Source organism: Amycolatopsis echigonensis (genome assembly GCF_002846615.1).
In the GTDB taxonomy this organism is placed as follows: Bacteria; Actinomycetota; Actinomycetes; order Mycobacteriales; family Pseudonocardiaceae; genus Amycolatopsis; species Amycolatopsis echigonensis.
In genome coordinates this window covers 907,752-932,988 of sequence record NZ_PJMY01000003.1, presented here as the reverse complement: position 1 = coordinate 932,988, position 25,237 = coordinate 907,752, and the positions used below count along the sequence as shown (strand labels likewise).

The 25,237-nt window shown below is 69.4% G+C and carries 28 protein-coding genes; 12 read left to right on the top strand and 16 right to left on the bottom strand.

The features are described from left to right. Positions 1 to 84 precede the first annotated feature (84 nt). Positions 85 to 771 carry a DUF998 domain-containing protein gene (locus ATK30_RS08895; RefSeq protein ID WP_101435167.1) on the top strand — a complete coding sequence of 229 codons (687 nt, stop codon included), beginning with the start codon at positions 85 to 87 and terminating at the stop codon, positions 769 to 771. Here the strand turns inward: ATK30_RS08895 and ATK30_RS08890 are convergent, their stop codons facing one another. The 7 genes from ATK30_RS08890 to ATK30_RS08860 all read right to left on the bottom strand — a co-directional run bounded on the left by ATK30_RS08890 (position 772) and on the right by ATK30_RS08860 (position 5,489). Next, a complete protein-coding gene (locus ATK30_RS08890; protein ID WP_101435166.1) occupies positions 772 to 1,128 on the bottom strand; it encodes a twin-arginine translocase TatA/TatE family subunit in 357 nt (118 codons plus the stop codon). A gap of 36 nt (positions 1,129 to 1,164) precedes the next feature. Further along, entirely contained in the window at positions 1,165 to 1,773 is a 609-nt protein-coding gene (locus tag ATK30_RS08885) for a TetR/AcrR family transcriptional regulator (RefSeq protein WP_101435165.1), read from the bottom strand. Further along, positions 1,770 to 3,116, bottom strand: coding sequence for a nucleobase:cation symporter-2 family protein (locus tag ATK30_RS08880; RefSeq protein WP_101435164.1), 1,347 nt, complete (start codon positions 3,114 to 3,116; stop codon positions 1,770 to 1,772). Before ATK30_RS08880 ends, ATK30_RS08885 begins: the two co-directional genes overlap by 4 nt. Before the next feature lie 25 nt (positions 3,117 to 3,141). Next, positions 3,142 to 4,032: a factor-independent urate hydroxylase gene (pucL, locus tag ATK30_RS08875; RefSeq protein ID WP_101435163.1), complete on the bottom strand. Its 891-nt coding sequence runs from the start codon at positions 4,030 to 4,032 to the stop codon at positions 3,142 to 3,144. Between the two features lies 1 nt (position 4,033). Next, positions 4,034 to 4,351, bottom strand: a complete 318-nt coding sequence (uraH, locus tag ATK30_RS08870; RefSeq protein ID WP_101435162.1) for a hydroxyisourate hydrolase — start codon at positions 4,349 to 4,351, stop codon at positions 4,034 to 4,036. 82 nt (positions 4,352 to 4,433) lie between these two features. Then, on the bottom strand, positions 4,434 to 4,919 hold the full coding sequence (gene uraD / locus ATK30_RS08865) for a 2-oxo-4-hydroxy-4-carboxy-5-ureidoimidazoline decarboxylase (protein ID WP_101435161.1): 486 nt from the start codon (positions 4,917 to 4,919) through the stop codon (positions 4,434 to 4,436). A 93-nt stretch (positions 4,920 to 5,012) separates the two neighbouring features. Further along, positions 5,013 to 5,489 (bottom strand): helix-turn-helix domain-containing protein, encoded by a 477-nt coding sequence (locus ATK30_RS08860; RefSeq protein WP_101435160.1) that lies wholly within the window; start codon positions 5,487 to 5,489, stop codon positions 5,013 to 5,015. 108 nt (positions 5,490 to 5,597) lie between these two features. Between ATK30_RS08860 and allB the strand changes: the two genes are divergently transcribed. Beyond that, on the top strand, positions 5,598 to 6,926 hold the full coding sequence (gene allB, locus ATK30_RS08855) for an allantoinase AllB (RefSeq protein WP_101435159.1): 1,329 nt from the start codon (positions 5,598 to 5,600) through the stop codon (positions 6,924 to 6,926). A 4-nt stretch (positions 6,927 to 6,930) separates the two neighbouring features. Then, positions 6,931 to 7,950 carry an allantoicase gene (gene alc / locus ATK30_RS08850; protein WP_101435158.1) on the top strand — a complete coding sequence of 340 codons (1,020 nt, stop codon included), beginning with the start codon at positions 6,931 to 6,933 and terminating at the stop codon, positions 7,948 to 7,950. A 72-nt stretch (positions 7,951 to 8,022) separates the two neighbouring features. Here the strand turns inward: alc and ATK30_RS08845 are convergent, their stop codons facing one another. The 3 genes from ATK30_RS08845 to ATK30_RS45315 all read right to left on the bottom strand — a co-directional run bounded on the left by ATK30_RS08845 (position 8,023) and on the right by ATK30_RS45315 (position 10,428). Continuing rightward, positions 8,023 to 9,786 (bottom strand): WXG100 family type VII secretion target, encoded by a 1,764-nt coding sequence (locus ATK30_RS08845; RefSeq protein WP_101435157.1) that lies wholly within the window; start codon positions 9,784 to 9,786, stop codon positions 8,023 to 8,025. Further along, complete coding sequence (locus ATK30_RS08840) at positions 9,783 to 10,115, bottom strand: type VII secretion target (protein ID WP_101435156.1); 333 nt, start codon at positions 10,113 to 10,115, stop codon at positions 9,783 to 9,785. Before ATK30_RS08840 ends, ATK30_RS08845 begins: the two co-directional genes overlap by 4 nt. A 136-nt stretch (positions 10,116 to 10,251) precedes the next feature. Further along, positions 10,252 to 10,428: a hypothetical protein gene (locus ATK30_RS45315; protein WP_167441866.1), complete on the bottom strand. Its 177-nt coding sequence runs from the start codon at positions 10,426 to 10,428 to the stop codon at positions 10,252 to 10,254. Positions 10,429 to 10,497: 69 nt separating this feature from the next. Between ATK30_RS45315 and ATK30_RS08835 the strand changes: the two genes are divergently transcribed. From ATK30_RS08835 to ATK30_RS08825, 3 genes are read left to right on the top strand one after another with little or no spacing between them, the layout of a single operon-like run. Then, positions 10,498 to 10,662 (top strand): ribbon-helix-helix domain-containing protein, encoded by a 165-nt coding sequence (locus ATK30_RS08835; RefSeq protein WP_101435155.1) that lies wholly within the window; start codon positions 10,498 to 10,500, stop codon positions 10,660 to 10,662. Position 10,663: 1 nt separating this feature from the next. After that, complete coding sequence (locus tag ATK30_RS08830; RefSeq protein ID WP_101435154.1) at positions 10,664 to 10,990, top strand: VOC family protein; 327 nt, start codon at positions 10,664 to 10,666, stop codon at positions 10,988 to 10,990. Next, a complete protein-coding gene (locus ATK30_RS08825) occupies positions 10,987 to 11,808 on the top strand; it encodes a class I SAM-dependent methyltransferase (RefSeq protein WP_167441865.1) in 822 nt (273 codons plus the stop codon). Before ATK30_RS08830 ends, ATK30_RS08825 begins: the two co-directional genes overlap by 4 nt. Positions 11,809 to 11,897: 89 nt before the next feature. Here ATK30_RS08825 and ATK30_RS08820 read toward each other — a convergent pair whose 3' ends face one another. From ATK30_RS08820 to ATK30_RS08805, 4 genes are read right to left on the bottom strand one after another with little or no spacing between them, the layout of a single operon-like run. Beyond that, positions 11,898 to 12,374 carry a CoA-binding protein gene (locus ATK30_RS08820; RefSeq protein ID WP_101435152.1) on the bottom strand — a complete coding sequence of 159 codons (477 nt, stop codon included), beginning with the start codon at positions 12,372 to 12,374 and terminating at the stop codon, positions 11,898 to 11,900. Beyond that, entirely contained in the window at positions 12,371 to 13,657 is a 1,287-nt protein-coding gene (locus ATK30_RS08815; protein WP_101440713.1) for an O-acetylhomoserine aminocarboxypropyltransferase/cysteine synthase family protein, read from the bottom strand. The genes ATK30_RS08820 and ATK30_RS08815 overlap by 4 nt, the downstream gene beginning before the upstream one ends. 11 nt (positions 13,658 to 13,668) lie before the next feature. Continuing rightward, positions 13,669 to 14,205, bottom strand: a complete 537-nt coding sequence (locus tag ATK30_RS08810; RefSeq protein WP_244194562.1) for a GNAT family N-acetyltransferase — start codon at positions 14,203 to 14,205, stop codon at positions 13,669 to 13,671. Next, entirely contained in the window at positions 14,190 to 15,011 is an 822-nt protein-coding gene (locus tag ATK30_RS08805) for a putative RNA methyltransferase (protein ID WP_101435150.1), read from the bottom strand. The genes ATK30_RS08810 and ATK30_RS08805 overlap by 16 nt, the downstream gene beginning before the upstream one ends. 175 nt (positions 15,012 to 15,186) lie before the next feature. Between ATK30_RS08805 and ATK30_RS08800 the strand changes: the two genes are divergently transcribed. The 4 genes from ATK30_RS08800 (at position 15,187) to ATK30_RS08785 (ending at position 19,956) form a co-directional block, all read left to right on the top strand. Next, positions 15,187 to 16,554, top strand: a complete 1,368-nt coding sequence (locus ATK30_RS08800) for an ammonium transporter (RefSeq protein ID WP_167441864.1) — start codon at positions 15,187 to 15,189, stop codon at positions 16,552 to 16,554. Beyond that, positions 16,551 to 16,889 (top strand): P-II family nitrogen regulator, encoded by a 339-nt coding sequence (locus tag ATK30_RS08795; RefSeq protein WP_101435149.1) that lies wholly within the window; start codon positions 16,551 to 16,553, stop codon positions 16,887 to 16,889. Before ATK30_RS08800 ends, ATK30_RS08795 begins: the two co-directional genes overlap by 4 nt. 3 nt (positions 16,890 to 16,892) lie before the next feature. Further along, positions 16,893 to 19,202 (top strand): [protein-PII] uridylyltransferase, encoded by a 2,310-nt coding sequence (locus ATK30_RS08790; protein WP_101435148.1) that lies wholly within the window; start codon positions 16,893 to 16,895, stop codon positions 19,200 to 19,202. Between the two features lie 376 nt (positions 19,203 to 19,578). Next, on the top strand, positions 19,579 to 19,956 hold the full coding sequence (locus ATK30_RS08785; protein WP_208637304.1) for a hypothetical protein: 378 nt from the start codon (positions 19,579 to 19,581) through the stop codon (positions 19,954 to 19,956). A 198-nt stretch (positions 19,957 to 20,154) separates the two neighbouring features. On the opposite strand, the gene ATK30_RS08780 is transcribed toward ATK30_RS08785, so the two are convergent. Next, the gene (locus ATK30_RS08780; RefSeq protein WP_101435146.1) at positions 20,155 to 20,595 is read right to left on the bottom strand and encodes a MarR family winged helix-turn-helix transcriptional regulator; all 441 of its coding nucleotides are present in this window, start codon (positions 20,593 to 20,595) and stop codon (positions 20,155 to 20,157) included. 9 nt (positions 20,596 to 20,604) lie between these two features. Continuing rightward, complete coding sequence (locus ATK30_RS08775; protein WP_101435145.1) at positions 20,605 to 22,398, bottom strand: ABC transporter ATP-binding protein; 1,794 nt, start codon at positions 22,396 to 22,398, stop codon at positions 20,605 to 20,607. A 209-nt stretch (positions 22,399 to 22,607) separates the two neighbouring features. Here ATK30_RS08775 and ffh point away from each other — a divergent pair, with 209 nt between their 5' ends. After that, entirely contained in the window at positions 22,608 to 24,152 is a 1,545-nt protein-coding gene (gene ffh / locus ATK30_RS08770) for a signal recognition particle protein (RefSeq protein ID WP_101435144.1), read from the top strand. Beyond that, complete coding sequence (locus tag ATK30_RS08765) at positions 24,149 to 25,222, top strand: amidohydrolase family protein (protein ID WP_101435143.1); 1,074 nt, start codon at positions 24,149 to 24,151, stop codon at positions 25,220 to 25,222. Before ffh ends, ATK30_RS08765 begins: the two co-directional genes overlap by 4 nt. Positions 25,223 to 25,237: the final 15 nt, after the last annotated feature.

The following is a 25,237-nucleotide window of genomic DNA, read 5'->3' as shown; positions in this document are numbered from 1 at the left end:
CAATTCGGCCAGACTGTCCTAAAGCGACGGGCCCACGGCCGGGATATGCTTTCGGGAAACCAGCGGGCGAGCGGAGAATCCAGAGTGGCGACAGAACTGACCCCGGCACCGGTCCCGGTGCTGGCGCCAGCCCCGTCGGCGAAAGGAACGAAACGAGCGCTCGGCGCGGCGGTGGTCGCGGTGCTGGTCGCGACGGCTTTCCTCGTGGTGCTGCACGTCGACCGCTACTGGGGCCCGATCGACCCGGTCAGCGCGATGCTCAGCGACTACGCCTGGACTCCCGGCTGGTGGATGTGGGCGGCGGCGATGCTGCTGACGTCGGCGGGGTCGGTCGTGGTGGCCGTGGTCCTGCGCCGCCGGGAGGTCCTGTACGGAGCGCTGACGGTCGTCGCGATGGCCGCCTGGTGCACCGGGCTCGCCACGGTGGCGTTGTTCACGAAGGACCCGCAGGGAAATGCGGTGACGCTGATCGGCAAAGTGCATCTCGGCGCGACCGGGATCAGTTGTGTGAGTTTGCCGTTAGCTGGATGGCTGCTCGGCTGGGCGCATCGGAATACGCCGCGATGGCGGGGTTATGCGCGCTGGTCGCGCATTCTGGCGGTGGCGGCGGTGCCGTTCTTTCTGCCGTTTCTCATTCCGTTCGCGGCTAATGTCGCGTTCGGGCAGCATCTGCCGACCGTCGCGACCGGGCTCGTGGAACGGCTGATGGCGGTGCTGGAACTGGTCGAACTGCTGGTGCTCGCCGGATGGGCGTGGCGCGCGGCCGAGTGATCAGGTGGCGTCCGGGTCGACCGGGGGCCGCTCGTTCGCCCGCAACGGAACCGGTGCCGGTGCTGGTGCCGGCGGCGGCGTCGCGGCCGGGGGCGTGTCGTCGAGCAGATACCTCGTCACGGCCGCGCGCGGGTTGCCGAGCCGCAGCGACTGCAGTTCTTGCAACGGTTTCCGCAGCTCCTGGTACTCCGGGCCGAGCTCCGCCTCGAGCTGTGCCTTCGTGCCCGCGGCGAACCCGCGTACCCGTTTCAAGGTCTGCGCGACCCACTGCGCCGCCTCGGGCAGCCGTTCCGGGCCGAGGATGAACAACCCGGCGAGCAGCAAAATCACGATGTGGTCGATGCTGAGACCGAACACCGGCAACCTCCCGCGGACCCGGATGTTGCTTCCAGCTTAGCCGTCCGCGGGACGTCGTTTCCCGTCGTCTCCCAGTTCGGTCAGCAGCCGCCGCGCTACGTCGACCACCGCCGCGCCCGCGACCGCCATCGGTTCGGTCGTCCGCATGGAGCGGCACAGCACGAACGCGCCCTCCAGGCTCGTCACCAGGGCGAGCGTGAGCGTGCGGGCGTGCTCCTCGGGAAGCCCGAAGGCGGAGAACCCCTTGGTGCCCGCCTTGGTCCACGCCTCGAACACGTCCGCGGTGGCCTTGCGCAGGGGTTCGTTCGTGGTCGCCACTTCGAGCGCGACGGTCGCGATCGGGCAGCCCTCGACGTAGTCCGTTTCGAGCAGCGTGGTGACCGCGGCCCCGAAGAACGTTTCGAGGCCGGTGATCAGGTCCGGCGCGGGCGTGATGAAGACTTCGAACAGCCGCGCGTACTCCATCCCCGAGGTGCGTACCACTTCTTCGCCCAGCTGTTCCTTGCCGCCGGGGAAGAAGTGGTACACCGACCCGAAGGGCGCGCCGGCCTTCTCCACGATCTGCTTCATGCCGGTGCCCGCGTAGCCGCCGTGGCGGAACAGTTCCGCCCCGGCGGCGAGGATGCGGTCCTTGGTGCCAGTCACGACACCGAGGATAGCTCCTTCACGGTAGAGCGTTCTATCAAGCGCGGCCGGAGCACCAGGTTGAGCACCACCGCGGTCACGCAGCCCGCGCTGATCCCGGAGTTGAGCACGACCTGCAGCGCCGCCGGGAAGCCGGAGTAGAAGTCCGGCATGGCGATCGGGATCAGCCCGACGCCGAGCGACGCGGCGACGATCGCGACGTTCACCGGATGCTCGAACGACGCCTTCGCGAGCGTCCGGACGCCGCTCACCGCGACGCTGCCGAACAGCACCAGCCCGGCCCCGCCGAGCACCGGCTGCGGCACCAGCGCGACGATCCCGCCGGTCACCGGGAACACGCCCAGCAGCACGAGCACGACGCCGCTGGCCGCGACCACGTACCGGCTCACCATGCGGGTGAGCGACACGAGGCCGATGTTCTGCGCGAACGCCGTGCAGGCGAACCCGCCGAAGATCGTGCCGACCGCGGTGGACAGCCCGTCCGCGCGCAGGCCGTCGGCCAGTACGCGGCTGGTGGTCGGCCGGTCCACGATTTCGCCGAGTGCCAGCAGGTCGGCGGTGCTTTCCGCCATCACCACGAGCATCACGATGAGCATCGAGACGATCGCCGCGATGTCGAACGTCGGCGTGCCGAAGTGGAACGGCGTCACGATGCCGAACACCGGGGCCTGCCGCAGCGTCGACGTGTCGACTTGGCCCATCGGCCACGCCACGGCGGTGCCGGCGACCAAGCCGAGGAGCAACGCGATCCGGCTCCAGAACCCGGTCAGGAACCGGGTGAAGACGAGCACCGCGACCAGCGTGATCCCGGCCAGCACGAGTCCGGTCGGCTTGGCCGATTTGTGCTGCGCGGCGATCCACTGCACGGCGACCGGCAGCAGCGAGATCCCGATGAGCGTGATGACCGTCCCCGTCACCACCGGCGGGAAAAACCGCGTCAGCTTGGAGAAAAACGGCGCGGCGAACACTACGAACACGCCGCCGGCGAGCGTGGCGCCGTAAACGACGCCCAACGCGTTGCTGTCGCGATGCTGCGCCGCGATGGACAGGATTGGTGCTACGGCGGCGAAAGTGACGCCGTTGACCAGCGGCAGTCTCGCGCCGAAGCGCCAGAAGCCGAGGGTTTGCACCAGGGTGGCCAGTCCCGCGGTGAACAGCGCCGCACTGATCAACAGTGCGAGCTGGCCGGGGGAGAGGCCGACGGCCGCGCCGATGACGAGCGGTGGGGCCACCACTCCGGCGTACATGGCCGCTACGTGCTGGATTCCTCCGAGGATCAACTGCGGCAGCGGAGGCGCCGCGTCCACGGGGTGCCGAGAAGGTCGTTCCGGTGTTACTGACATGCGCTCTCCCGGAGGGGACTCGGGGCTAGAGCACGGCGTCGGTCCAGGCCGGGCCGGGCTCTTCGGCTTCGTCGCGGACCACCGTGCCTTCGATGAGGCCGTACGGTCGGTCGGCGGCGTAGAACACCTCGTTGTGGTTCTCGAGGCCGAAGGGGCTTAGATCGACGAGGAAATGGTGCTTGTTGGGCAGGGAGAACCGGATCTCGGCTACTTCCGGCCGTGCCTGAAGCACGGCTTCGCCCATCGCGTACAGGGTTTGCTGCAGCGAAAGACTGTGCTTGGTGGCGAACGTCTCCAGGAGCGTCCGCCGGATCTCCCGATGGCTCTTGGCCCAGTCGATCCCGGTGAATCCCTCGTAGCGCCAGCGCGCGGTCACGGCGGTGGCGAGAATGCGGTCGTCGGTTTCGACGAGCGTGGTGTATTCGTCCTTCGGGTAGCCGTGGAATTCGGACCCGGTGGACTTGAGCACGGTCAGGCCGTCCACTCCGGACACCACCCAGGCGCGGTCGGCGTGCACGGTGACGGTCGTGGTGCGGCGTTCGCCGCCGGAGCGGCTGAACGAATGGTCGTGCGGCGCGCCGTCGACGGTGATGCGGTCCCATTCCTGCTCTTCGATGGTGATCCGCGCACCGGTGATCTTTTCCTGGGTGCCGACGAAGTGCTGGCCGAGCCGGAGGGCGAAGTCCTCGATCTCGCCGACGTCCTGCTGCTTGGCGAACGCGTACACCGTGTTCTTCTGCGTGTCGGTGGCCAGCACGGCGGAGTTGTCGCCGGTGAGGTGCGTGGCCGACAGGTCGCCGCGCAGCGCCGAGGACACCGTGAGGTCGCGCAGGTGGTGCACGCCGCCGGTGCGCCGGACGGTGACGAGGCGGACCTCGGCCTTGCCGTACTGGTTGGGGCCCAACGAGATTCCCATGTCAGCTCCCGCGATAGGTGGAATAGGCGAACGGGCTCAGCAGCACCGGCACGTGGTGGTGCGACGTGCCGTCGACGATCCGGAAGGCGATGGTGACGTCGGGGAAGAACGCCTCCGGGCCGAGGTAGCTCCCGGTGTCGAAGATCAGCCGGTAGACCCCGGGCTCGAGCGTGTCCGGGCCGAGGTCGCGGATGCGGCCGTCGTCGTCGGTCGTGCCGTCGGCGATAAGCGAGCCGTCCTGGCGCTCGAAGCGCACGGCGATTCCGGCGGCGGGCTTCCCGCTCGCGGTGTCGAGGACGTGGGTCGTCACAAGGCTCATGCTGTCGCCTCCTTGTCGAGTTTCACGCTGGTTGCCTGGGAGGCGACGGCATGAACAGCCGTGATTCGCTCGCAAGCTGCGCTCATGGGATTACCGCTTTCGCCAGGCGCAGTTGTGCGATCTTGGCCAGCTCCGCGCCGGCGACGTCGAGTTCGGTCTCCGGGTCGTTGCCGAGCCGGGACCGCAGGTTCGCGAGCAGTTCCTCGCCGCTGCGCCCGCTCGCGCACACGAGGAACACGTGGCCGAAGCGGGCTTCGTATTCGGCGTTGGCGGCGGCGAATTCGTCCGCGTTGTCCACGCCGGACTGTTCTGAGCGGGACCAGTCCGCGTCGCTGCCCTTGCTGGTCGGGCGTTCCCCGATTCTCGGGTGCGCGGCGATCGCTTCGCGGATCTCGTTGCGGCGCAACGGAGTCGCGCTGTCGGCTTGCTTGCTCAGCGCGGCGAAATCGGCGTACGGGCGGCCTGCGAGCACGGTGTCGACCCAGCGCGGCACGGCCAGGCAGGCGGTGAGCGTCGGCCGGAGTTCGGCGGCGGATGCGGAGTTGAACTCGGCGAGTGCGAGCGGCAACGGAATCTCCTCCGGGGAGGTGGTGTTCCGCTGACCGTACGGCCGGGCCGAGCGTGCGTCAACACTTTGTTGAATCGCGACCCCGTGTCTCTTTCAGTCGGTTTCCCGGTTGAGGTAGTTGTAGACCGTGAACCGCGTGACGCCCAGTTCCTCGGCGACGGCCGAAACCGATTTCCGCAGGTTGAACGCCCCTCGCTCGCGCAGCAGGCGCACCGCGCGCTGCTTTTCCGGCCGATCGAGATCGCGCAGTTTCGAGCCGAGCTCGCGTTCCACGTCGGCGATCAATCGCGCCAGGGCGCTGTTGAGTTCGATCGGGGGAACGGTGTCGGAATCGTCGGTCCGGCGCAGTTGCAGCGTCACCCGGGTGGCCCCGCCTTCGAGGGCGGCGCGGGCGATCGACGGCAACGCGGCGAACAGCTCGTCGGCGGTCCCGCGGGCCAGGGTGCCGAGCGGGCCGAAGTCGGTGTCGAGCCCGGCCGCGTCGGCGGCGTCGCGGGCGCGCACGGCGTGCTCCGGCGGTGCGCCCTCGCCGCGGAACGGCTCGCTGGTGAACTCGGCTTCCAACTCCACCCGGTGACCGTAACGTGGTAGGGACGGCGTTGACGAGCCGGGAAGCACGCGTCTAATCTCGGTGAGCGAAAGACTCTTTCCGTAAAGTGGAAGTGGAGGAGGCCGTCGATGGACCTCGTGGTGCGGGCCGCGCGTGCGGTGACCCCCGCCGGTCTCGGGCCGGCGACGATCGGCGTGCGGGACGGCCGGATTGTCGCGGTGGAACCCGGTGTCGTCGAGATGCCGGGCTCGCGGGTCGTCGAGCTGGCTGAGGACGAGGTGCTGCTGCCCGGTCTCGTGGACACGCACGTGCACGTCAACGACCCCGGCCGGGCCGAATGGGAGGGCTTCGAGACCGCCACGCGCGCGGCCGCCGCCGGCGGCGTCACGACGATCGTGGACATGCCGCTCAACAGCCTGCCGCCGACGGTCGACGTCGCCGCGCTGGAGGTCAAACGCAAGGCGGCGAGCGGCCGGGTGCACGTCGACGTCGGGTTCTGGGGCGGCGCGATTCCGGGCAACGAAGGCGATCTGCGCGGTCTGCACGACGAGGGCGTCTTCGGCTTCAAATGCTTCCTGCTGCACTCCGGCGTCGACGAGTTTCCGCCGCTGGACGCGGCCGGCCTGGAATCCGCGATGCGCGAGCTGAAGTCGTTCGACGCGCAGATGATCGTGCACGCCGAGGATTCCGAGGCGATCGACGCGGCTCCCGACCCGCACGGCGAGAAGTACCACGACTTCCTCGGCTCCCGCCCGCGCGGCGCGGAAAACCTGGCCATCACGCACGTGATCGAAGCGGCCCGGCGCACCGGCGCCCGCGCGCACATCCTGCACCTGTCCTCTTCGGATGCTTTGCCGCTGATTTCCAGCGCCCGCCGCGAAGGTGTCGCACTGTCGGTGGAAACCTGCCCGCACTACCTGTCGTTCATCGCGGAGGAAATCCGGGACGGGGCAACGCAATTCAAATGCTGCCCGCCAATCCGCGAGGCGGCGAACCGGGAATTGCTGTGGCAGGGCTTGGCGGACGGCGTGATCGAAACGATCGTGAGCGACCATTCGCCGTGCACGCCGGAGCTGAAACGCTTCGACACCGGCGATTTCGGCCTCGCGTGGGGCGGTATTTCCAGCCTGCAGCTCGGTCTGCCCGCGATCTGGACGCAGGCGCGTCAGCGCGGCTTCGGCCTGACCGACGTGGTGCGGTGGATGGCTGAGGGCCCGGCGGCGCAGGTGGGGATGACGCGCAAGGGCAAACTGGAAGCGGGCTATGACGCCGATTTCTGCGTCTTCGCGCCGGACGAAGCCTTCGTCGTGGACGTCGCGAAGCTCGCGCACCGCAACCCGGTGAGCGCGTACGACCAGCGTCCGCTGGCCGGCGTCGTGCGCGGCACGTGGCTGCGCGGCGAGCCGGTGACCGGCGGCGAACCGAGGGGGACTCTGCTGACCCGGGGCAATTGCTGACAAGATGGAGGAGCACGTGTCCGACCGTCCGGAGTGGACTGCCCAGCCCGATCTGGCCTCGCGCCTGTTCGGGGGCACCGTGATGTGGGCGAGCGACGAACTGTTCGCCGAAAAGGAAAACCTGGTCAATCCGTGGCGGCCGGCGCACCGCGCCGAAACGTTCGGCCCGAAGGGCCAGGTGTACGACGGCTGGGAGACCCGGCGGCACCGCGAACCCGGCGACGACCACGCCCTCGTCCGCCTCGGCCTCGGCGGCGTGGTGTCCGGCGTGGTGGTGGACACGGCGTTCTTCAAGGGCAACTACCCGCCGTTCGTGTCGGTCGCGGCGACGTCCGTCCCCGGCTACCCGAGCGCGGCCGAACTGCAGGAGGCCGACTGGGACGTCCTGGTCGACCACGAACCGGCGGTCGGCGACTCGGAGAACTTCTACAAGGTGACGTCCCCGCGTCGCTACACCCACGTGCGCCTCACCCAGCACCCCGACGGCGGCGTCGCACGGCTGCGGGTGCACGGTTCGCCAGTGCCTGACCCAGCCCTGCTCGACCCCCGCTCGCTGGACTTGGCAGCGCTGGAGAACGGCGCGGTCGTCACCGGATGCAGCGACATGTTCTATTCGTCGCCGAACAACATGCTGTCGCCGGGCCTCGCCGCGCACCAGGCGGAAGGCTGGGAAACCGCCCGCCGGCGCGACGACGGCAACGACTGGGCGACGGTGTCGCTGGCGGGCGCCGGCGTGATCCGGTTCGTGGAGCTGGACACCAGCAACCTCAAGGGAAACGCACCCGGGTGGGCGTCGGTGAGCGGCCGCCTCGACGAGGGCGAATGGGTGGAACTGCTGCCGCGCACCAGGTTGCAGCCCGACACCCGGCACCGCTTCGCCCTGGCGGACGACGGCCCCGAGGTGACGGAGATCCGGCTGGACATCTACCCCGACGGCGGACTCGCCCGGCTGCGGCTCTTCGGCGAACTGAGCAAACGCGGCCGGGAAGCCCTGACGGCGCGCTTCGCGGAGACGTCTGACTGAGTTCTTTGTCCGTGAAGGGCTCCTTGAAGGAATCTGTTTCCTTCAAGGGGCCCTTCACGGCTTCTGGCACCGTTACTCCGCGGTGCTTCCTTCGGCGGCCGGGTCCGGATGCTCCTTGCGCCACTCCTCGTCCGAGGCGTTCCAGGCTTCCTCGGCCTGCATCTGGATGTCGGTGATCGACTTGTCGAAGTTGATCGCGTCCTTGCCGATCCAGCCGGCGAAGTTCTTGCTGCTCTTGGCGTCGGCCAAGCCCTTGAGGAACGGGTACAGCCTCGGGTGCGTCTTGAAGTACTCGTCCGGGCCCTTGACGATGTCCTTCCAGACGTTCTTCCCGCCGGTGTACTTCTGGATGGCGGGGATGTCGCAGACGTTCGCCAGCCAGCCTTCGTGCTTCTTCATCCAGTCGAAGTCGTACGGCTTGAACGGAGACTGCGGTTCGTTCCCGCCGCCACCGCCGTTCTCGTGGTTTCCGCCGCCCTGGTCGTCCTGGTGATGGTTGGTGCCGCCCGGGGTGTCCTCGTGGTTGGGGTTCCCGCCGGGTGCGTCTTCGTGATTCGTGGTGTTGCCGGGCGGGTCCTCGTGGTGGTTGTTCCCGGGCGCGTCCTCGTGCGAGTTGTTCCCGGGCGTGGTGTCGTGGCCGGTGTTGTTGCCCGGTGAGTTCTCGTGGTTGCCGCCGCCCGGGGCGTCCTCGTGGTGCGTGTTGCCACCCGGGGAGTCGTGCGGGCGGCCGGGCGGCGGGTTGAAGTGCTGGTCCGCGGCCAGCCAGGTGTCGAACGGGTCGTCCTCGTGCGGCTGATTGTTCCCGCCCGGGGTGTCTTCGTGGTGGTTGTTTCCGCCCGGGGTGTCTTCGTGGTGGTTGTTTCCGCCCGGGGTGTCTTCGTGGTTCGTGCTGTTGCCGGGCGGGTCCTCGTGCTGGCTGGTCCCGCCGGGAGTGTCGTCGTGCGGAGTGTTGTTCCCGCCGTGACTGCCCTCTCCGCCCTGACCGCCGCCCCCGCCGCCGTGGTCCCCGCCGGTGCCGTGCGGAAGGTCGGTCATCTCGTGGTCGTTCCCGCCGTGCGTGCTGCCGCCGCTGCCGCGACCGGGCTTGACCTTCTCCGCCAGTTGGGCCAGCCGGCTCGCGGTCCGCCCGCCGAGGCCGACCAGCCGGGCGATCTTGGACGCCATCGTCAGCGCCAGCGAGATCCCCGACCGGATCACGTTGCCCACCCCGACGACGATGGACGCGCCGAACGTGAACGCCGCCATCGCGAGCGCGATCAGCATGGTCGCGATGACGTCGCCGAGGAACGTCGTGATCATGTCGCGGATCAGCGAGCGCACCACGGTGACCAGAGCCATCGTCGTCTCGACGACATAGCCCGCGACGTCGACCGCCTGCCCGGCGGTGTCGATCTGGCCGCGCCGGTCGCTGATGTTCTTCTTGAACGCCTCGGCGCCCTCGCCCTCCCAGCTGACGACCGTCTTCTGCAGCGTGGCGTCGAGGTCCTTCGCCGCGTTGCGCAGGTTCTGGGCAGTCTTGTGCAGTTCCTCGGCCATTTTCTTGATCGCCGCGGGGTCGCCGGCGAGTTTGTCGAGGCCCTCTTTGAGGAACGAGATGTGCTCGATCAGCCAGCCGAGCCCGGCCGCGATCAGCTTGCCGAACGGGTCGACGACGAACGCCGCGGTGTCCGCGATCGCGCCGACGATCGACACGCCGATCTCGACGCCCACCGCGGCCGCGTCCGCGCCGTGCAGGTGCTGGATCTCCTGGATCGACGAGACGACGCTGTGCCAGCTGTCCGCGACGCCCGCGCCGGTGGTGCTGTTCGAGTCGGTGATGGGCTCGACGACGCTCATTTGACCTGCTCCGGCTTGAACTTGTCGAACGCCTTCGCGAGGTCCTGGTCGCCCTTGCTGTACTGCTCGCTGGCCTGGCGCGTCTTGTCCGCGCTCTGGGTCACGTCGTTCGCGACGCCGTGCAGATTGTCGGAGACGGCCTTCAGCGCGATCCGCGCGGGAATGGCGAGCACCTGCGCGAGCACGACGCCGAACGCGTCGATGTCCCCGCCGTTGGCGTCGTCCACCGCTTTCGCGGAGTCGTGCACCGTCGGCACGGTGGTCTTGTCGAGGTACTCGCTGAATGTGTGCAACTCGTCCGGGTGGACGGTGAAGCCGTTCCCTGCCACCAACACTCCTTCGCCTGCCGCGATCGGGCCGCGCCGAGTAGAGCAGCGGCGGCTGAACCGGAGGCGACGTCCGTGCGGACGAAGGCTGAACGGGGCGGCTTCCTGCCCGAGCGTCCGGGCGGGGCTGCCCGGACGGTCAGCCGCGGGCGCTCGGCCGGTTCAGGTAGGCGGAGAAGGACGACAGCAGAGCCGCGACGCCGACGATCGCGGTGACCCACCACGGGCCGCCGGTGACCAGGTTGAACACGAACGCGGCAGCCATCAGGACGGCGGCGATGATGTTCCTGATCTGCAGCCCGGAGGGTTTCGCCATGCCTCCACCTTCTCATGACGGCGGTCGGCGGCCCTTGTCCGCCGTTGGCTAGGATGCTAGCATCCTAGAATGGCCGGTGAAGAGGTCAAGCAATTCAACGTCTACCTGCCGGTCGAGCTGATCAAGCAGGTGAAGTACCGGGCGATCGAGACCGAGCAGTCACTGTCCGCACTGGTCACCGAGGCCTTGCGGGCTTATCTCGGCTCCCCGCCGGACCAACGAGAGGACGGCTGACATGAGCGAGGGCATCACGACGCTCTTCCTGGAGACGCACAACTGGGGCAAGACCGCGAAGTTCCTGCAGCGTGTGGGTTTCAGCCTCGATTTCGAGACTGACCACAACTCCGGGCAGCTGTCGAACGGCGACGGCGTGCCCGTGTTCGTCGCCGAGGTTCCCGAAAGCCAGGAGCCGCGGACGAGCGTGGTGGTGGCGGTCCCGGACGAGTCGGTCGACGCGGAACTCGACGTCGTCACGCCGTTCGAGGACACCCACTACGGCACGCGCGAGATGACCGTGCGGGATCCGGACGGCCGGGCCTGGATTCTGCGGGCGCCGAAGTGAGCGAGCCGGACCACACCGCGGTGCGCGTAGCGCTGTGGCGCGCGCTGCACCTGCTCGCGGATCCGCCGCCGCACGCGCTGGTCGACGAGATCGGTCTCCAGCTGGCGGATCCCGGTCCGGACTGGCGGTCCCGGCCGGACATGGACCTGGGCTTCACCCGGCGGTTCCGGGCGGGAATCGTGCTGCGCAGCCGGTTCGTCGAGGATCTGGTGCGCGAACGCGGGGTCGCGCAGTACGTTCTCCTCGGCGCCGGACTGGACACGTTCGCGCAGCGGGAGCCGGACCTCGGTGTGCGGGTGTTCGAGATCGACCAGCCGGGCACGCAGGAATGGAAGCGGGCTCGGCTCGCCGAACTCGGGCTGCCCGCGCCGTACCGCTTCGTGCCGGTCGACTTCGAATCCGGCGAACAGTGGCCGGAACGCTTGGCTGCCAACGGTTTCGAGATGGCGAAGCCCGCGGTGGTGGCGTCCACGGGCGTCAGCATGTACCTGACCCGCGAGGCCAACGCCGCGACGTTGCGTGCGCTCGCCGGTTTCGCACCGGGCACCGTGGTGGCGATGACGTTCCAGATGTCGGAGGAGTACCTGGACGATCCCGACCGCGAGGCGCGGGCGGCGGCGATGAAGGGAGCGAAGGCGGCCGGGACGCCGTTCGTGAGCTTCTTCGCGCCGGACGAGATGCTGGAGTTCGCGCGGGAGTGCGGCTTTCAGGATGTCCAGCATGTCAGCGCGGCCGATTTGACCAAGCGGTATCTGTCGGGCCGCTCGGATGGGTTGCAGACGTCGGGGGAGGAGTTCCTGGTGGCGACTGTCTGCTGACGACGCTCTCGTGGTATTCGACGGGAAACCCTTCGGCGGTAAGGAAAGCGTGGAGCTGCCCGCCGACCGTCCTGAGGTCAGCACCTGGTTTACGGTGCCGTTTGCCGCCGGGAGCTGATCACCCCGGTGTTGAATCCGGCGAGATGCAAACCGCCCGCGAAACGCGCGTGTTCGATTTTCACACAGCGGTTCATCACCACGTCCAACCCCGCTTCGCGGACGCGGTCCGCCACCGGTTCGTGCCACAGGCCGAGCTGGAGCCACAGAGTCCGCGCCCCTGCCTCGATGACCTCCTCGGCTACCCCGGGGAGGTCATCGTGCTTGCGGAACACGCTCACCAGATCCAGCTCGCCCGGCACGTCCGCGAGCGACGGATACACCGGCCGCCCCAGCAACGTGTCGAGCCGCGGGTTCACGAAGTTGACCTCGTACCGCGTCGAAGACAGCAGATACGTCGCCACGAAGTAGCTCGGCCGCGCCGGATTCGCCGACGCGCCCACGACCGTCACCGACTTCGTGCGCCCGAGAAGACGCCGCCGTTCGACCGCTCCGACGTCGTAACTCACGCGTTCACCGCCTTGTCGAGAGCCTGGTCGAGATCCCACAGCAGATCCTCGACGTCCTCCAGCCCGACCGACAGCCGGATCAGGTCCGGGCCGACGCCCGCCGCGGCGAGCTGATCCTCGGACAGTTGCGCGTGCGTCGTCGAAGCCGGATGGATCACCAACGTCCGCGCGTCGCCGACGTTTGCCAAGTGCGACAACAGTTCCACCGACTCCACGAATTTCTCGCCCGCCGCGCGTCCGCCCTTCACCCCGAACGAAAACACCGCGCCCGGCCCCTGCGGCAGATACCGCGCGGCGCGCTCGTGATGCGGGTGATCCGGCAACCCGGCGTAAGACACCCATGCGACCCGCGGGTCGGCGTTCAGGTACTCCGCGATCGCCCGCGCGTTGACGACATGTGCGTCCATCCGCTGCGGCAGCGTTTCCACGCCCTGCAGCAGCAAAAACGCCGAATGCGGCGACAGCACCGCGCCGATGTCGCGCAACTGCTCCGCGCGCAGCCGCGTGCAGAACGCGTACTCGCCGAAGTTCTCCCAGTACTTGAGCCCGCCGTAGCTGTCGACGGTCTCGGTCATCCGGGGGAACTTTCCGTTGCCCCAGTTGAAAGTTCCTGCCTCGACGACGACCCCGCCGAGCGTCGTGCCGTGTCCGCCGAGGAACTTCGTGGCCGAATGCAGGACGATGTCCGCGCCGTGCTCGATCGGGCGGCAGAGGTACGGCGTGGCGAGCGTCGCGTCGACCACGAGAGGAATGTCGTGCGAACGCGCGAGATCGGCCAGCCCGGCGAGGTCCGCGATCGCACCGCTCGGGTTGCCGATCACCTCGGTGTAGATCAGCTTCGTGCGGTCGGTCACCGCTTTGGCGTAGTCCTCGGTGTCGCCGTGCACGAACGTCGTCTCGACACCGAACCGCGCGAGCGTTCCGGTGAGCTGCGTGACCGTCCCGCCGTACAGTCCGGCAGCCGACACGATGTGGTCGCCGGCCTCCGCGAGCGCCGAGAACGTCAGGAACTCCGCCGCCTGCCCGCTGGCCGTCGCGACCCCGCCGATGGCCCCCTCGAGACTCGCGACGCGCTCCTCGAACGCCGCGACGGTCGGGTTGCCGATCCGGCTGTAGACGTTCCCGTACTTCTGCAGCGCGAACAGGTTGGCCGCGTCGGCCGCGTCCTCGAACACGAAGCTGGTCGTCTGGTAGATCGGCACCGCACGAGCCCCGGTCGCGGGGTCGGGAGTGCCGCCGGCGTGCAGGGCGCGGGTGCGGAAGCCCCAGGTACGTTCGCTCATCGAGCGCCACGCTAACCCAGCGCCCGGGGCGGCGGCCATTCCTCCCGGAGAGTGATCGGGCGGGCTCGCCAGACCACCGCGAGCGCCGGATCCCCGGCGGGGTCCGGTTCGATCCGCTCGACCGCGAAGCCTTCCCGTTCGTAGAACGCCGCGGCCCGCTCGTTGGCGGCGAAATGCTCGATGCGCAGCTGGCCGACGTCTTCCGGCAGCTGGCTGGCGAGGGCGTCGAGCAGCTGTGGGCCCAGCCCGTGGCCGCGGTGGTCCGGGTGCAGGTAAAGCTTGTAGACGACGTGATCCGGTCCGCGCTGCCCGACGCCGACGATGCGTCCGCCGGTTTCGGCGACGACAACTCGCCCGTCCGCCACCGCCGCGGAGACGTGCGATTCGTTCCACCACTGGCGGACTTGGCGCTGGGCCGCCGCTTCGCCGATCAGCGGGGTGTAGTGCGGCGGGATGTGCCTTTCGCCGAAGCGGCAGATCGCCTCGACGTCGCTCAGTTGGGCCGTTCGTACTCGGGTGTCCGGCCTGGCCCTCACCGTTTCCGCCAAGTGCTCACCGAAACCGCCAGCGTCACGTCCCTCCCCGCCGCGGCCTCGAGCCTCTCCCGCCGCCCGTCCCGGTCCAGGTGGAATCCCGCGGGGCCCATCGCGACCACGTCCCGCACCTGCGCGGCACTGAACGGCTGAGTCCGGACCACCTCCGCCGCGGACTCCCGCACGAACAGCCCGCCCAGGGCGGCCTCGAGCCGTTCTTCCTTCCGCGAGTCCACCGCGAGCACCAGATCGCCCAGTTCCGCGAGATGCCCGGGCAAAGGCGACGCCACCACCAGCTTCCCGCCCGGCGCGAGCACCCGATGGAACTCCGCGGCGTTCCGCGGCGAGAACACGTCCAAAACCACCGAAGCCACCTCGTCGGCCACCGGCCACGGCTCCCACAGGTTCCACACCGCCGCACCCAGCCGGGCATGCGCCCGCGCGGCCCGTCGCAACGCGATCGCCGACACGTCCAGCGCCAGCCCGACCGCGTCCGGCGCTTCGTCCAGCACTCGCGAGAGGTAATAGCCAGGCCCGGCTCCGGCGTCGATGATCAATCCAGGAGCAGAACCAGCCGCGGCGACCGCCTCGGCGAGCGGCGCGTACGCACCGGAAGACAAGAACGCCGCCCGCGCGTCCACCATCGGCGCGGTGTCGGCCGTTCCCGCCGGGATGCGCGCGTGCAGCAGGTTGACGTAACCCTGCCGGGCCAGATCGAACGCATGCCGCCGCTCGCAGCGCAGCGTCCGGCCGGTCAGCGAGACCGGCTCGGCGCACACCGAACAGCGCAGCGCTTCGATCACCCGATCAGGCAAAGACATGGGCGCTATTCGACCATGAGGTTGCCTGACCGGACATTTCGCCCCGGGTCTCTGGAAACGTCCCCGTAACAACCACCGCACCGGAGTTCACGCGAGGGAAACGTGAACCGAAGCCTGGTGAAACACCGGCGGCCAACACTTCCTCTGCAGTTGCCCACGGCACGGGAGGACGATTGTGCTGAACGCCGGAGATACCGCCTGGGTGCTGATCAGCGCCGCGCTGGTCATGCTCATGACCCCAGGCCTCGCGTTCTTCTACGGCGGCATGGTCCGCGCGAAGAGCGTTTTGAACATGTTGATGATGAACTTCATCGCACTCGCGATAGTCGGGGTGCTGTGGGTGCTTTTCGGGTTCTCGCTGTCCTTCGGCGACGACGCTTTCGGCGGCCTGGTCGGGAACCTCGACTACGCGGGCCTGTCGGACGCGTTCGGCAAACTCGTCGGGCTCGCGAGCTCCGGCCCGCCCGCGGTTCCGTGGCCGGGTCCGGACGCCTTGCCGCTGCTCGCGTTCTGCATGTTCCAGTTGATGTTCGCGATCATCACCCCGGCGCTGATTTCCGGTGCCATCGCGGATCGCGCCAAGTTCTGGGGCTGGACGCTTTTCGTGGCGATCTGGGTGATCGTCGTGTACTTCCCGGTCGCGCACTGGGTGTTTTCGTTCGACGGATTCACCGGCAAGGACGCGGTGGGCGGCTGGATCGCCAACCAGCTCAAGGCGCTCGACTTCGCCGGCGGCACGGCGGTGCACATCAACGCCGGTGCCGCGGGTCTCGCCCTCGCGCTGGTGCTCGGCAAGCGCAAGGGCTGGCCGAAGGACACCGGCCGTCCGCACAACGTCCCGTTCGTCCTGCTCGGCGCGTCGCTGCTGTGGTTCGGCTGGTACGGCTTCAACGCCGGTTCCGCGCTCGGTGCGAACGACCTCGCGGGCGTCGCGTTCACCAACACCACCGTCGCGACCGCGGCCGCGGTGCTCGGCTGGCTGCTCGTCGAGCAGCTGAAGTTCGGCAAGCCGACCACGCTCGGCGCGGCGTCGGGTGCGGTCGCCGGGCTGGTCGCGATCACGCCCGCCTGCGGTTTCGTGAGCCCGCTCGGCTCGATCGCGATCGGCGTCATCGCCGGGGTGCTGTGCGCGCTGGCCATCTCGCTCAAGTTCCGCCTCGGCTTCGACGACTCCCTCGACGTCGTCGGCGTGCACCTCGTCGGCGGTCTCGTCGGCACCGTGCTGATCGGGCTCTTCGCCACCAAGAGCGTGAACTCGGCGGGCGCGGACGGCCTGTTCTACGGCGGCGGCTTCAAGCAGCTGGGCATCCAGGTGGTCGCCGCGCTTGCGGTCCTGGGCTACTCGTTCATCATGACCTTGATCATCGGCTTCGCGATCAAGAAGGCGGGCGGGTTCCGCGTGAGCACCGAGCACGAGGTCAGCGGCATCGACGAGGGTCAGCACGCGGAGAGCGCCTACGACTTCACCGGCATGGGCGGCCTCGGCCACTCGAGCACGTTCCCGGCCAAGCCCGTCACGAAACTCGAGGAGACCAAGGCATGAAGCTCATCACCGCGATCGTCAAGCCGTTCACGCTCGACGACGTCCGCTCCTCGCTGGAGCAGCTGGGCGTGCTCGGGATGACGGTGAGCGAGGTCCAGGGCTACGGCAGGCAGAAGGGGCACACCGAGGTCTACCGGGGGGCCGAGTACTCGGTGGACTTCGTGGCCAAGCTGAAGATCGAGGTCGTGGCGGACGACGCCGTGGTCGAGAAGGTCCTCGACGCCGTCACCACCGCCGCGCACACCGGCAAGATCGGCGACGGGAAGGTCTGGGTGACGCCGGTGGAGACGGTGATCCGGGTCCGCACCGGCGAACGCGGCACGGACGCGCTGTAGCCGATGACCGACGGGGGAGAACTCGCCCGAGCCACTGCGCTGCTGCTCGAAGGACGGCACGGAGCGCCCGCCCTGCGGACGTCCCTGGTCGATCTGTACGAGTTCTGGCTCGGGAAAGGAGCGACGGCGGCCGGCGTCGACACCGCGGACCCAGGTGTCGCGCTGGTCGCCGTAGGGGGGTTGGGACGGCGCGAGCTGGTGCCGTACTCCGATCTCGATTTAGTGCTGCTGCACAACGGAAACAGTCAGATCGGGGAGATCGCCGACGCGCTGTGGTACCCGCTGTGGGACGCGCGGGTCGGCCTCGACCATTCGGTCCGCACCCCCGGCGAGGCGCTGAAAGTCGCGGCGGAGGACCTGCGGACCGCGCTCGGTCTCCTCGACGCCCGGCACCTGGCCGGCGACCCGGCTCTCACCGAACGCCTCGCTTCCGCCGCCCGCGACCAGTGGCGGCGGACGGCCCGCAAACGTTTGCCGGAGCTGGCCGAATCCGTCCACACCCGATGGCGGCGCAGCGGCGAGATCGCCCAATCCGCCGAGCCGGACCTCAAACACGGCCGCGGCGGCCTCCGCGACTTCGGCGTGCTGGAAGCCCTCGCGGCCGGACAGCTCACCGCGCGACCGGGCGAAGAACTGCTGGCAGCCAAGCAACTCCTGCTCGACGTTCGCACGGAACTGCGCCGCGAATCCCGTCGAGAACGGGACATCCTCAGCGCTCCGGACGCCGACGTCGTCGCGCACGAACTGGAGCTGGGCGACAGATTCGCCTTGGCGCGCAAGCTTTCCGGTGCGGGCCGGACCATCGCGTACGCCGTCGATGTCGCCCTTCGGTCCACTGTGGAACAACCACGCCCGCTTTTCGGTCGACGTCCCGTGCGCCGTCCGTTGGCTGAGGGCGTCGTGTTGCACGGCGACGAAGTCGCGCTGGCCCGAGACGCGCTCCCGGCACGAGACCCGGCGCTCCTGCTTCGCGCGGCAGCCGCGTCGGCTCGGACACAAAAGCCCATCTCACCAGGTACTTTGCGCACGCTCGCCGAGTCCGCGCCCGAGCTGCGCGAGCCGTGGCCGGACGACGCCCGCAACGCCCTCGTCGAACTGCTGGGCGCGGGGGAAGGGCTGGTCGACGCGGTCGAGGCGTTGGACCGCACCGGCCTGTGGGCCCGGCTGTTCCCGGAATGGGGGTCCGTGCGCGACCTGCCGCCGCGGTCGCCCGTGCACCAGTGGACTGTCGACCGGCACCTCGTTCAGGCGTGTGTCGAAGCAGCGAAGCTGACCACCACCGTGTCGCGGCCCGACCTGCTGCTGATCGGCGCGCTGCTGCACGACATCGGCAAGGGCCGCGAGGCCGACCACTCCGAACTGGGTGCGAAGATTTCCGCCTCGGTAGCGCAACGGCTGGGCCTGCCGCCCGAGGACGTCGCGACGGTTTCCGCCATGGTCCGCCACCACCTGCTGCTCCCGCACACCGCGACCAGACGCGACATCGGCGACCCCGCGACCATCTCGCGGGTGGTGAAAACCCTGGACCGCGACGTCGTCCTGCTGGAACTCCTGCACGCCCTGACCCGCGCCGACTCGCTGGCCACCGGACCCGGCGTCTGGACCGACTGGAAGGACCGGCTGCTGGCCGAACTCGTCAGCGGCTGCGAGGAAGCGGTGCACGGCAAGGGTTTCACGCCGCCCGAGCCGCTGGACGACGACCAGCGCGAACTGGTCGCCGAGGCCGCCCGGACCGGCGCCGGGCAGATCCGGATCTCCGCACAGGGCAAGGTCGTCACGGTCCTGCTGGCCGTGCCCGCGGACCGCGAACTGCTCGCCCCCGCGGCCGGGGTGCTGGCACTGAACTCCCTGGAGGTCCACTCCGCGGTTCTGCGCGAACACTCCGGCCGAGGCCGGGCAGGCGTGTTCACCGCGTCGCCGAAGTTCGGCTCGCTCCCGGATCCCGCGCTGCTGCGGGAACAGTTCGCCCGCGCGGTCGCCGGAACGATGCCGCTCACCCAACGGCTGGCCGCGAAGGAACGGGACTACGCGACCTCGTCGCCGGCCGTGGTCAAGCCGGTCGTGCGATGGTTCGACGACGAAACCAGCGGCCCGGACGCCGTCGTGCTGGAACTGCGCGCCGCCGACCGGATCGGCCTGCTGTTCCGCGTGGCAAGCGCCCTGCGCCGCGCCGAGGCCGACGTCCACTGGGCGAAAGCCGCGACCCTAGGCGGCGCCGTCGTCGACTCCTTCGCCCTCTCGCCAAGATCCGGCCACGTCACCCCACAGTGGCGAACCGCGATCACCGAGGCCGTCCTAGCCGCAGTCTCCTGACCGTCCGTGAAGGGCTCCTTGAGGGAATCTAATTCCCTCAAGGAGCCCTTCACGGACCGCCCACCCGCCCACCCGACCGCACCCGCGCACCCGACGATCGAGGCACCCAGACCCTCCCCCGCACCCCGATACGAAGCCTCCCTGCGGTCTGGGGGGTGTTTGTCAAGGCATCTTTCCCGCCTTGACAAGCACCCCCAGACCGTCAGCACAATCCAGCTTCGGGGTGCCCCTCGCAACCGTCTTCTCGCGGCGCAGCCGCGCAGGGCACACCACCTGCAATTGCGCCATCCGGGCTCACCCATTCGGGGTGTCGGAAGCGACAACCCCCGTTCCGATGGCAGGATGGCAGGTCCGAGCAAGGGGCGAGGTGAACGCGGTGCGAGGTCACGAGAACCTGCCCGAGCTTTCGCTGCCCCCGACAGTCGTGGCCGGGCACCTGCGCACCTGCGCCGAAGAACTCTCCGCCCTGCTCCGCGGCGACGGATCGGCCGCCACCCTCGGCGAGCTGTCCGAGGTGGTCACCCAGCTGGTCGCGGGCCAGCACGCGCTGTCTCACGCACTGGCCGGTCTCGCCGGCCGCATGGACGTCCGCAATCCCGCGCTCGCCGCTGTCTCGCCGTCGGAGGTCGAGGTTCTCACCGAAGTCCTCCAGGCCGCGGCCTGCGCGGTGAGCTGCTCGGCCGAGGAACTCGCCGATTCGGAACCGCTCTTCGAGTTCACGAGCGACTCCGCGGGGCCCGACACCCGCGTTTGAGTAGTTCTACTCAGTGCCGATTGAGGGACTTCACGCTGCCGCGCGCCCGGTCCCGGACGGCAGACTTCTCCCCAACGCCGGGTGGTCGAGGGGGAACCGCTCCGCGTGCCTGCGGCGGAAGGCTCCCGGGGAGGTGAGCTCTTCCGCCAGAGTTCCGGGGACGGCCGTGGGGAGCGGCCGCCCCGGGACTCCCAGGCTTCAGGAATCCGCGATCCGCGTCAGCAGCCCCGCCGCGAGCCGGAGCAGCTCCCGCTCGGTCGGGCTGAGCGTCCGTTCGAGAGCAGCGGCCAGCCAGGCCTCCCGCGCGATCGAATAGTTGCGCAGTTCCCGCAGGCCGGCGGGAGTGATGTCGATCAGCGACCGCCGCCCGTCCGCCGGATCGGGAGTGCGCGTGATCCAGCCGCGTTCGGCCAGCGAGGCCAGGATCCGCGTCAGCGACTGCGGGTGCATCCGTTCCGCCTCGGCCAGTTCGCTCGGCGTATGCGTGCCGCCCCGGTACAGCCGCGACAGCACCGCCAGCACCGCCGGTCCCGGGGCGGGCGTGTCCGCCTCGGAGCGCATCCGCCAGTTCAGCCGGCCGACGCCCTCGCGCACCGCCCGGGCCAGCATCGCCAGCTCGTCGGCGGGTTCGGTCTGCATGAGGCCAGATTAGGCGGCCTCTCCTCGGACCAACGCGGCATACCGCCCGTCCAGCGCCAGCAGTTCCGCGTGCGTGCCCCGTTCGACGATCCGCCCGGCGTCCAGCACCGCGATCTGGTCCGCATGCTCCACAGTGGACAGCCGATGCGCGATCGCGATCGTCGTGCGGCCCGCCGCGAGCCGGTCCAGTTCCGCCTGCACCGCCCGTTCGGTGCGGTTGTCCAGCGAACTCGTCGCCTCGTCCAGGATCAGCACCGGCGGATTGCGCAGCAGGATCCGCGCGATCGCCATCCGCTGCTTCTCCCCGCCGGAGAACCGATATCCACGCTCGCCGACCACGGTGTCGTACCCGTCCGGCAGCGCGGCCAGCGTGTCGTGGATGTGCGCGGCCTTCGCGGCGTTCTCCAGCTCCTCGTCGGTGGCGTCCGGCTTCGCGAAACGCAGGTTCTCCCGCACTGACGCGTGGAAGAGATACGTCTCCTGCGACACCAATCCCACCCCGGCAGCCAGCGACGCGAGCGTGACATCCCGGACGTCCGTCCCGTCCACGCATACCTTTCCCTCGGTCACCTCATACAACCGAGCGACCAGGTAGGCGAGCGTCGTCTTCCCCGAACCCGTCGACCCGACCAGCGCTGTCGTGGTCCCCGCGGGCACGTCGAGGTCGATATCGCGCAATGTCCACGGGCCATCGTCGTCGTAGCGGAACGACACCCCGCGCATCGAAACCGCCCCGCCGCTGGGCCGCAGCGTCCGCGCGCCCGGCCGGTCGTCGATCTCCACCGGCAGATCGAGCACCTCGAAGATCCGCCCGAACAACGCCTTCGCCGACGCGACGTTCTGGCCCACCGTTTGCATCGCCGTCGCCGGCGTGAGCAGCCGGTTCAACATGCTGGTGAACGCGACGACGGTGCCCAGCGAAATCGGGGCCGCACCACCGGCGAGCTCCAGCCCGGCTGCCCAATAGACCAGCGCCGGGATGATCGTGAGGCTCATCGTCCGCGCCGCCCGCTGCCACCGCCCGGCCAGCGCGGCACTGCGCTCCAGCGCCGCGACCTCGCGCGACTCCTCGGCGAACCGGTCGCGCATCAGCGTCGCGTTGCCCATCGTCTTGGCCAGCAGCACGCCGGTGACCGACAGCGATTCCTCGACGATCGTGGTCAGCCTCGCCATCCGCCGGGTCCGGCCGCGGGCGAGCTTCCGCTGCTTGCCGCCGAGCCGCAGGGTGAACAGCAGGAACAACGGCACGACGACCAGCGACAACAGCGCCAGCTGCCAGTTCATGACCAGGATCGCCACCGCGATCGCCAGCGCCGTGGTGCCGTTCTGCACGATCGACGCGGCGGTCCCGGTCACGACGTTGTCCACACCGCCGATGTCGTTGAACACCCGCGACAGCACCTCGCCGGTCTTGGTCCGGGTGTAGAAGCCGAGCGACATGCGCTGCAGATGGCTGTACACCGCCACCCGCAGTTCGTTCATCACCCGCTGGCCGATGGTGTTGGACAGCCCGGTCGTCCGCACGCTCAGCGCTCCGGACCCGAGCGCGGCGGCGATCATTCCGGCGGCGAGCAGGCTCACCAGCAGGGCGTCGCGGTGCGGCAGCGCGTCGTCCAGCATCTCCCGCAGCAGGAACGGCGAGGTCACGCCCAGCCCGGCCTGCACGACCAGCAGCGCGCACAGCCCGGCCAGCGCACCCCGGTGCGGCCGGAACAGGCCAGCGATGCGGCTGAACGGGACCTGTTCGTCCTCGTCTCCTGCCGGTTCGGCGAGCGTCGGACGCCGGGCAGTTGCTGATGTCATACGCCTATGTTTACTTAATCCGCGAAGCCGGTCGAACGATTTTCGCGCAGTTGACCTGTTGTCGCTCGGCCAATTAATACGCGGGTGCGTAGTACCCTTCCCGTACCCGTGAAGGCCGGGTGGCCGGGGCGGCTACCCTCGGAAGATGCCGGGGGTGCCGAGCACCGCCCGGCACGCGAACTTTCGACCCAGCTGGAGCGTGCACCCCCGTGTTCGACACCCTCTCCGATCGGCTCACCTCGGCCCTGCAGTCGCTCTCGCGCAAGGGCCGGCTGTCCGACGCCGACATCGACGCCACTGCGCGCGAGATCCGCATCGCGCTGCTGGAAGCGGACGTCGCGCTCCCGGTGGTCAAGGCGTTCATCGCGAAGATCAAGGACCGGGCGAAGGGCGCCGAGGTCTCCCAGGCGCTGAACCCGGCGCAGCAGGTCGTCAAGATCGTCAACGAGGAGCTCGTCGGCATCCTCGGCGGCGAGACGCGGCGGCTGAACCTGGCCAAGAACCCGCCGTCGGTGATCATGCTCGCCGGTCTCCAGGGTGCTGGCAAGACGACGCTGGCCGGCAAGCTGGCGATGTGGCTGAAGAAACAGGGCCACGCGCCGATGCTGGTCGCCTGTGACCTCCAGCGGCCGAACGCGGTCACCCAGCTGCAGGTCGTCGGCGAGCGGGCGGGCGTCACCACGTTCGCGCCGGAGCCGGGCAACGGCGTCGGCGACCCGGTCGACGTCGCCCGCCGCGCGATCGAAGAGGCCAAGCACGCGCAGCACGACATCGTGGTCGTCGACACCGCGGGCCGCCTGGGTGTCGACGAAGAGCTGATGAAGCAGGCCGCGGACATCCGCGAGGCCGTGCAGCCGGACGAAGTCCTGTTCGTGGTCGACGCCATGATCGGTCAGGACGCGGTCACCACGGCCGAGGCGTTCCGCGATGGTGTCGGCTTCACCGGCGTGGTGCTCACGAAGCTCGACGGCGACGCCCGCGGTGGTGCCGCGCTGTCCGTCCGCGAGGTCACCGGCCAGCCGATCCTCTTCGCGTCCAACGGCGAAAAGCTCGAGGACTTCGACACGTTCCACCCGGACCGGATGGCCTCGCGCATCCTGGGCATGGGCGACGTGCTGACCCTGATCGAGCAGGCCGAACAGCACTTCGACCAGGAGCAGGCCGAACAGGCCGCGCAAAAGCTCACCAGCGGCCAGCTCACGCTGGAGGACTTCCTCGAGCAGATGCTCGCGGTGCGCAAGATGGGCCCGATCGGCAACCTGCTCGGCATGCTGCCCGGCGCGGGCCAGATGAAAGACCAGCTCGCCGCGGTCGACGACAAGCAGCTCGACCGGCTCCAGGCGATCATCCGCGGCATGACCCCCGCCGAGCGCGCCGACCCGAAGATCATCAACGGCTCGCGCCGGCTGCGCATCGCGAACGGCTCCGGCGTCACCGTCCGCGAGGTCAACGACCTGGTCAACCGCTTCTTCGAGGCGCGCAAGATGATGGCGCAGATGGCCGGCCGGTTCGGCTTCGGCGGCGGAGGCGGCGGGAGCAAGAACCGCAAGGGCAAGAAGGGGAAGAAGGGCAAGGGGCGCGGCCCCACGCAGCCGAAGATGCGCGGCGGGATGCCCGGTGGCATGCCGATGCTTCCCCCGGGCGGCATGGGCGGCGGCGGGATGCCGGACCTGTCCCAGCTCGGCGGCATGAACGACGTGCCCGGCTTCGACCCGTCCAAGTTCAAGCTGCCGAAGGACCCGAAGAGCAATTGAGCCCGCTGCACCTGCACGGCACCGTCCTGCCTGACGGCGAACCGCGTGACCTCTGGATTCAGGACGGAAAGCTGTCGTTCGAGCCGATTCCCGGCGCGGAAACGCTGTCCACCGGCGGATTCGTGGTCCCGGGACTCGTCGACGCGCACTGCCACCCGGGCCTCGGCCCGCACGGCGGACTGTCGGTCGAGGAGGCGGCGGACCAGGCGGCGACCGACCGCGACGCGGGCACCCTGCTGATCCGCGACTGCGGCCTGCCCCTGGACGTCCGGCCGCTGCAATCGCGCGCCGACCTGCCGACGATCATCCGCTGCGGACGCCACCTGGCGCTGCCGAAGCGGTACATTCCCGGCTTCGCGATCGAACTGGACGACCCGCCGCTGCTGCCCGAAGCGGTCGCCGAACAGGCCCGCGACGGCGACGGCTGGGTCAAGCTCGTCGGCGACTGGATCGACCGCGGCCAAGGCGACCTCGCACCGCTGTGGCCGGACGACGTGCTGGCCGAAGCCATCCGCATCGCCCACGACCTCGGCGCACGCGTCACCGCGCACGTGTTCGGCGAAGCCGCGTTGCCGGGCCTGATCGGCGCGGGCATCGACTGTCTCGAACACGGCACCGCGCTGTCGCCAGACCAGCTCGCCGAACTCGCGCGCCGCGACGTCGCGTTGGTGCCGACGCTCATCAACATCGAGAACTTCCCGGGCATCGCGGACAAGGCAGGCAAGTACCCGACGTACGCGGCCCACATGCGCGCGCTGCACACCGGTGTCGCCGACATGGTCTCTTCGGCGGTTGAAGCGGGCGTACGCGTCTTCGCGGGCACGGACGCGGGCGGCATGGTCGCGCACGGCCGTATCGCCGACGAGGTCGAAGCGCTTCATCGTGCGGGCATGTCGCGTACGCAGGCTCTCGCGAGCGCGTCCTGGGAAGCGCGCGAATGGCTGGGCCACCCCGGCATCGAGCACGGTGCCCCGGCGGACCTGATCGTTTACGCCGACGACCCGCGCGCCGACCTCGCCGCCCTGCACCACCCGACCCACATCGTCTTGGGCGGCACCGTCTTCCACTGACCCCGCCTCGATGTG

What these genes read in the sequence shown, in the direction of transcription:
- ATK30_RS08880 (WP_101435164.1), bottom strand. Translation starts at nt 3,116, where the DNA reads ATGTCAGTAACACCGGAACGACCTTCTCGGCACCCCGTGGACGCGGCG.
- pucL (WP_101435163.1), bottom strand. Translation starts at nt 4,032, where the DNA reads ATGGGAATCTCGTTGGGCCCCAACCAGTACGGCAAGGCCGAGGTCCGC.
- uraH (WP_101435162.1), bottom strand. Translation starts at nt 4,351, where the DNA reads ATGAGCCTTGTGACGACCCACGTCCTCGACACCGCGAGCGGGAAGCCC.
- allB (WP_101435159.1), top strand. Translation starts at nt 5,598, where the DNA reads ATGGACCTCGTGGTGCGGGCCGCGCGTGCGGTGACCCCCGCCGGTCTC.
- alc (WP_101435158.1), top strand. Translation starts at nt 6,931, where the DNA reads ATGGAGGAGCACGTGTCCGACCGTCCGGAGTGGACTGCCCAGCCCGAT.
- ATK30_RS08845 (WP_101435157.1), bottom strand. Translation starts at nt 9,786, where the DNA reads ATGAGCGTCGTCGAGCCCATCACCGACTCGAACAGCACCACCGGCGCG.
- ATK30_RS45315 (WP_167441866.1), bottom strand. Translation starts at nt 10,428, where the DNA reads ATGGCGAAACCCTCCGGGCTGCAGATCAGGAACATCATCGCCGCCGTC.
- ATK30_RS08835 (WP_101435155.1), top strand. Translation starts at nt 10,498, where the DNA reads ATGGCCGGTGAAGAGGTCAAGCAATTCAACGTCTACCTGCCGGTCGAG.
- ATK30_RS08830 (WP_101435154.1), top strand. Translation starts at nt 10,664, where the DNA reads ATGAGCGAGGGCATCACGACGCTCTTCCTGGAGACGCACAACTGGGGC.
- ATK30_RS08815 (WP_101440713.1), bottom strand. Translation starts at nt 13,657, where the DNA reads ATGAGCGAACGTACCTGGGGCTTCCGCACCCGCGCCCTGCACGCCGGC.
- ATK30_RS08805 (WP_101435150.1), bottom strand. Translation starts at nt 15,011, where the DNA reads ATGTCTTTGCCTGATCGGGTGATCGAAGCGCTGCGCTGTTCGGTGTGC.
- ATK30_RS08795 (WP_101435149.1), top strand. Translation starts at nt 16,551, where the DNA reads ATGAAGCTCATCACCGCGATCGTCAAGCCGTTCACGCTCGACGACGTC.
- ATK30_RS08790 (WP_101435148.1), top strand. Translation starts at nt 16,893, where the DNA reads ATGACCGACGGGGGAGAACTCGCCCGAGCCACTGCGCTGCTGCTCGAA.
- ATK30_RS08780 (WP_101435146.1), bottom strand. Translation starts at nt 20,595, where the DNA reads ATGCAGACCGAACCCGCCGACGAGCTGGCGATGCTGGCCCGGGCGGTG.
- ATK30_RS08775 (WP_101435145.1), bottom strand. Translation starts at nt 22,398, where the DNA reads ATGACATCAGCAACTGCCCGGCGTCCGACGCTCGCCGAACCGGCAGGA.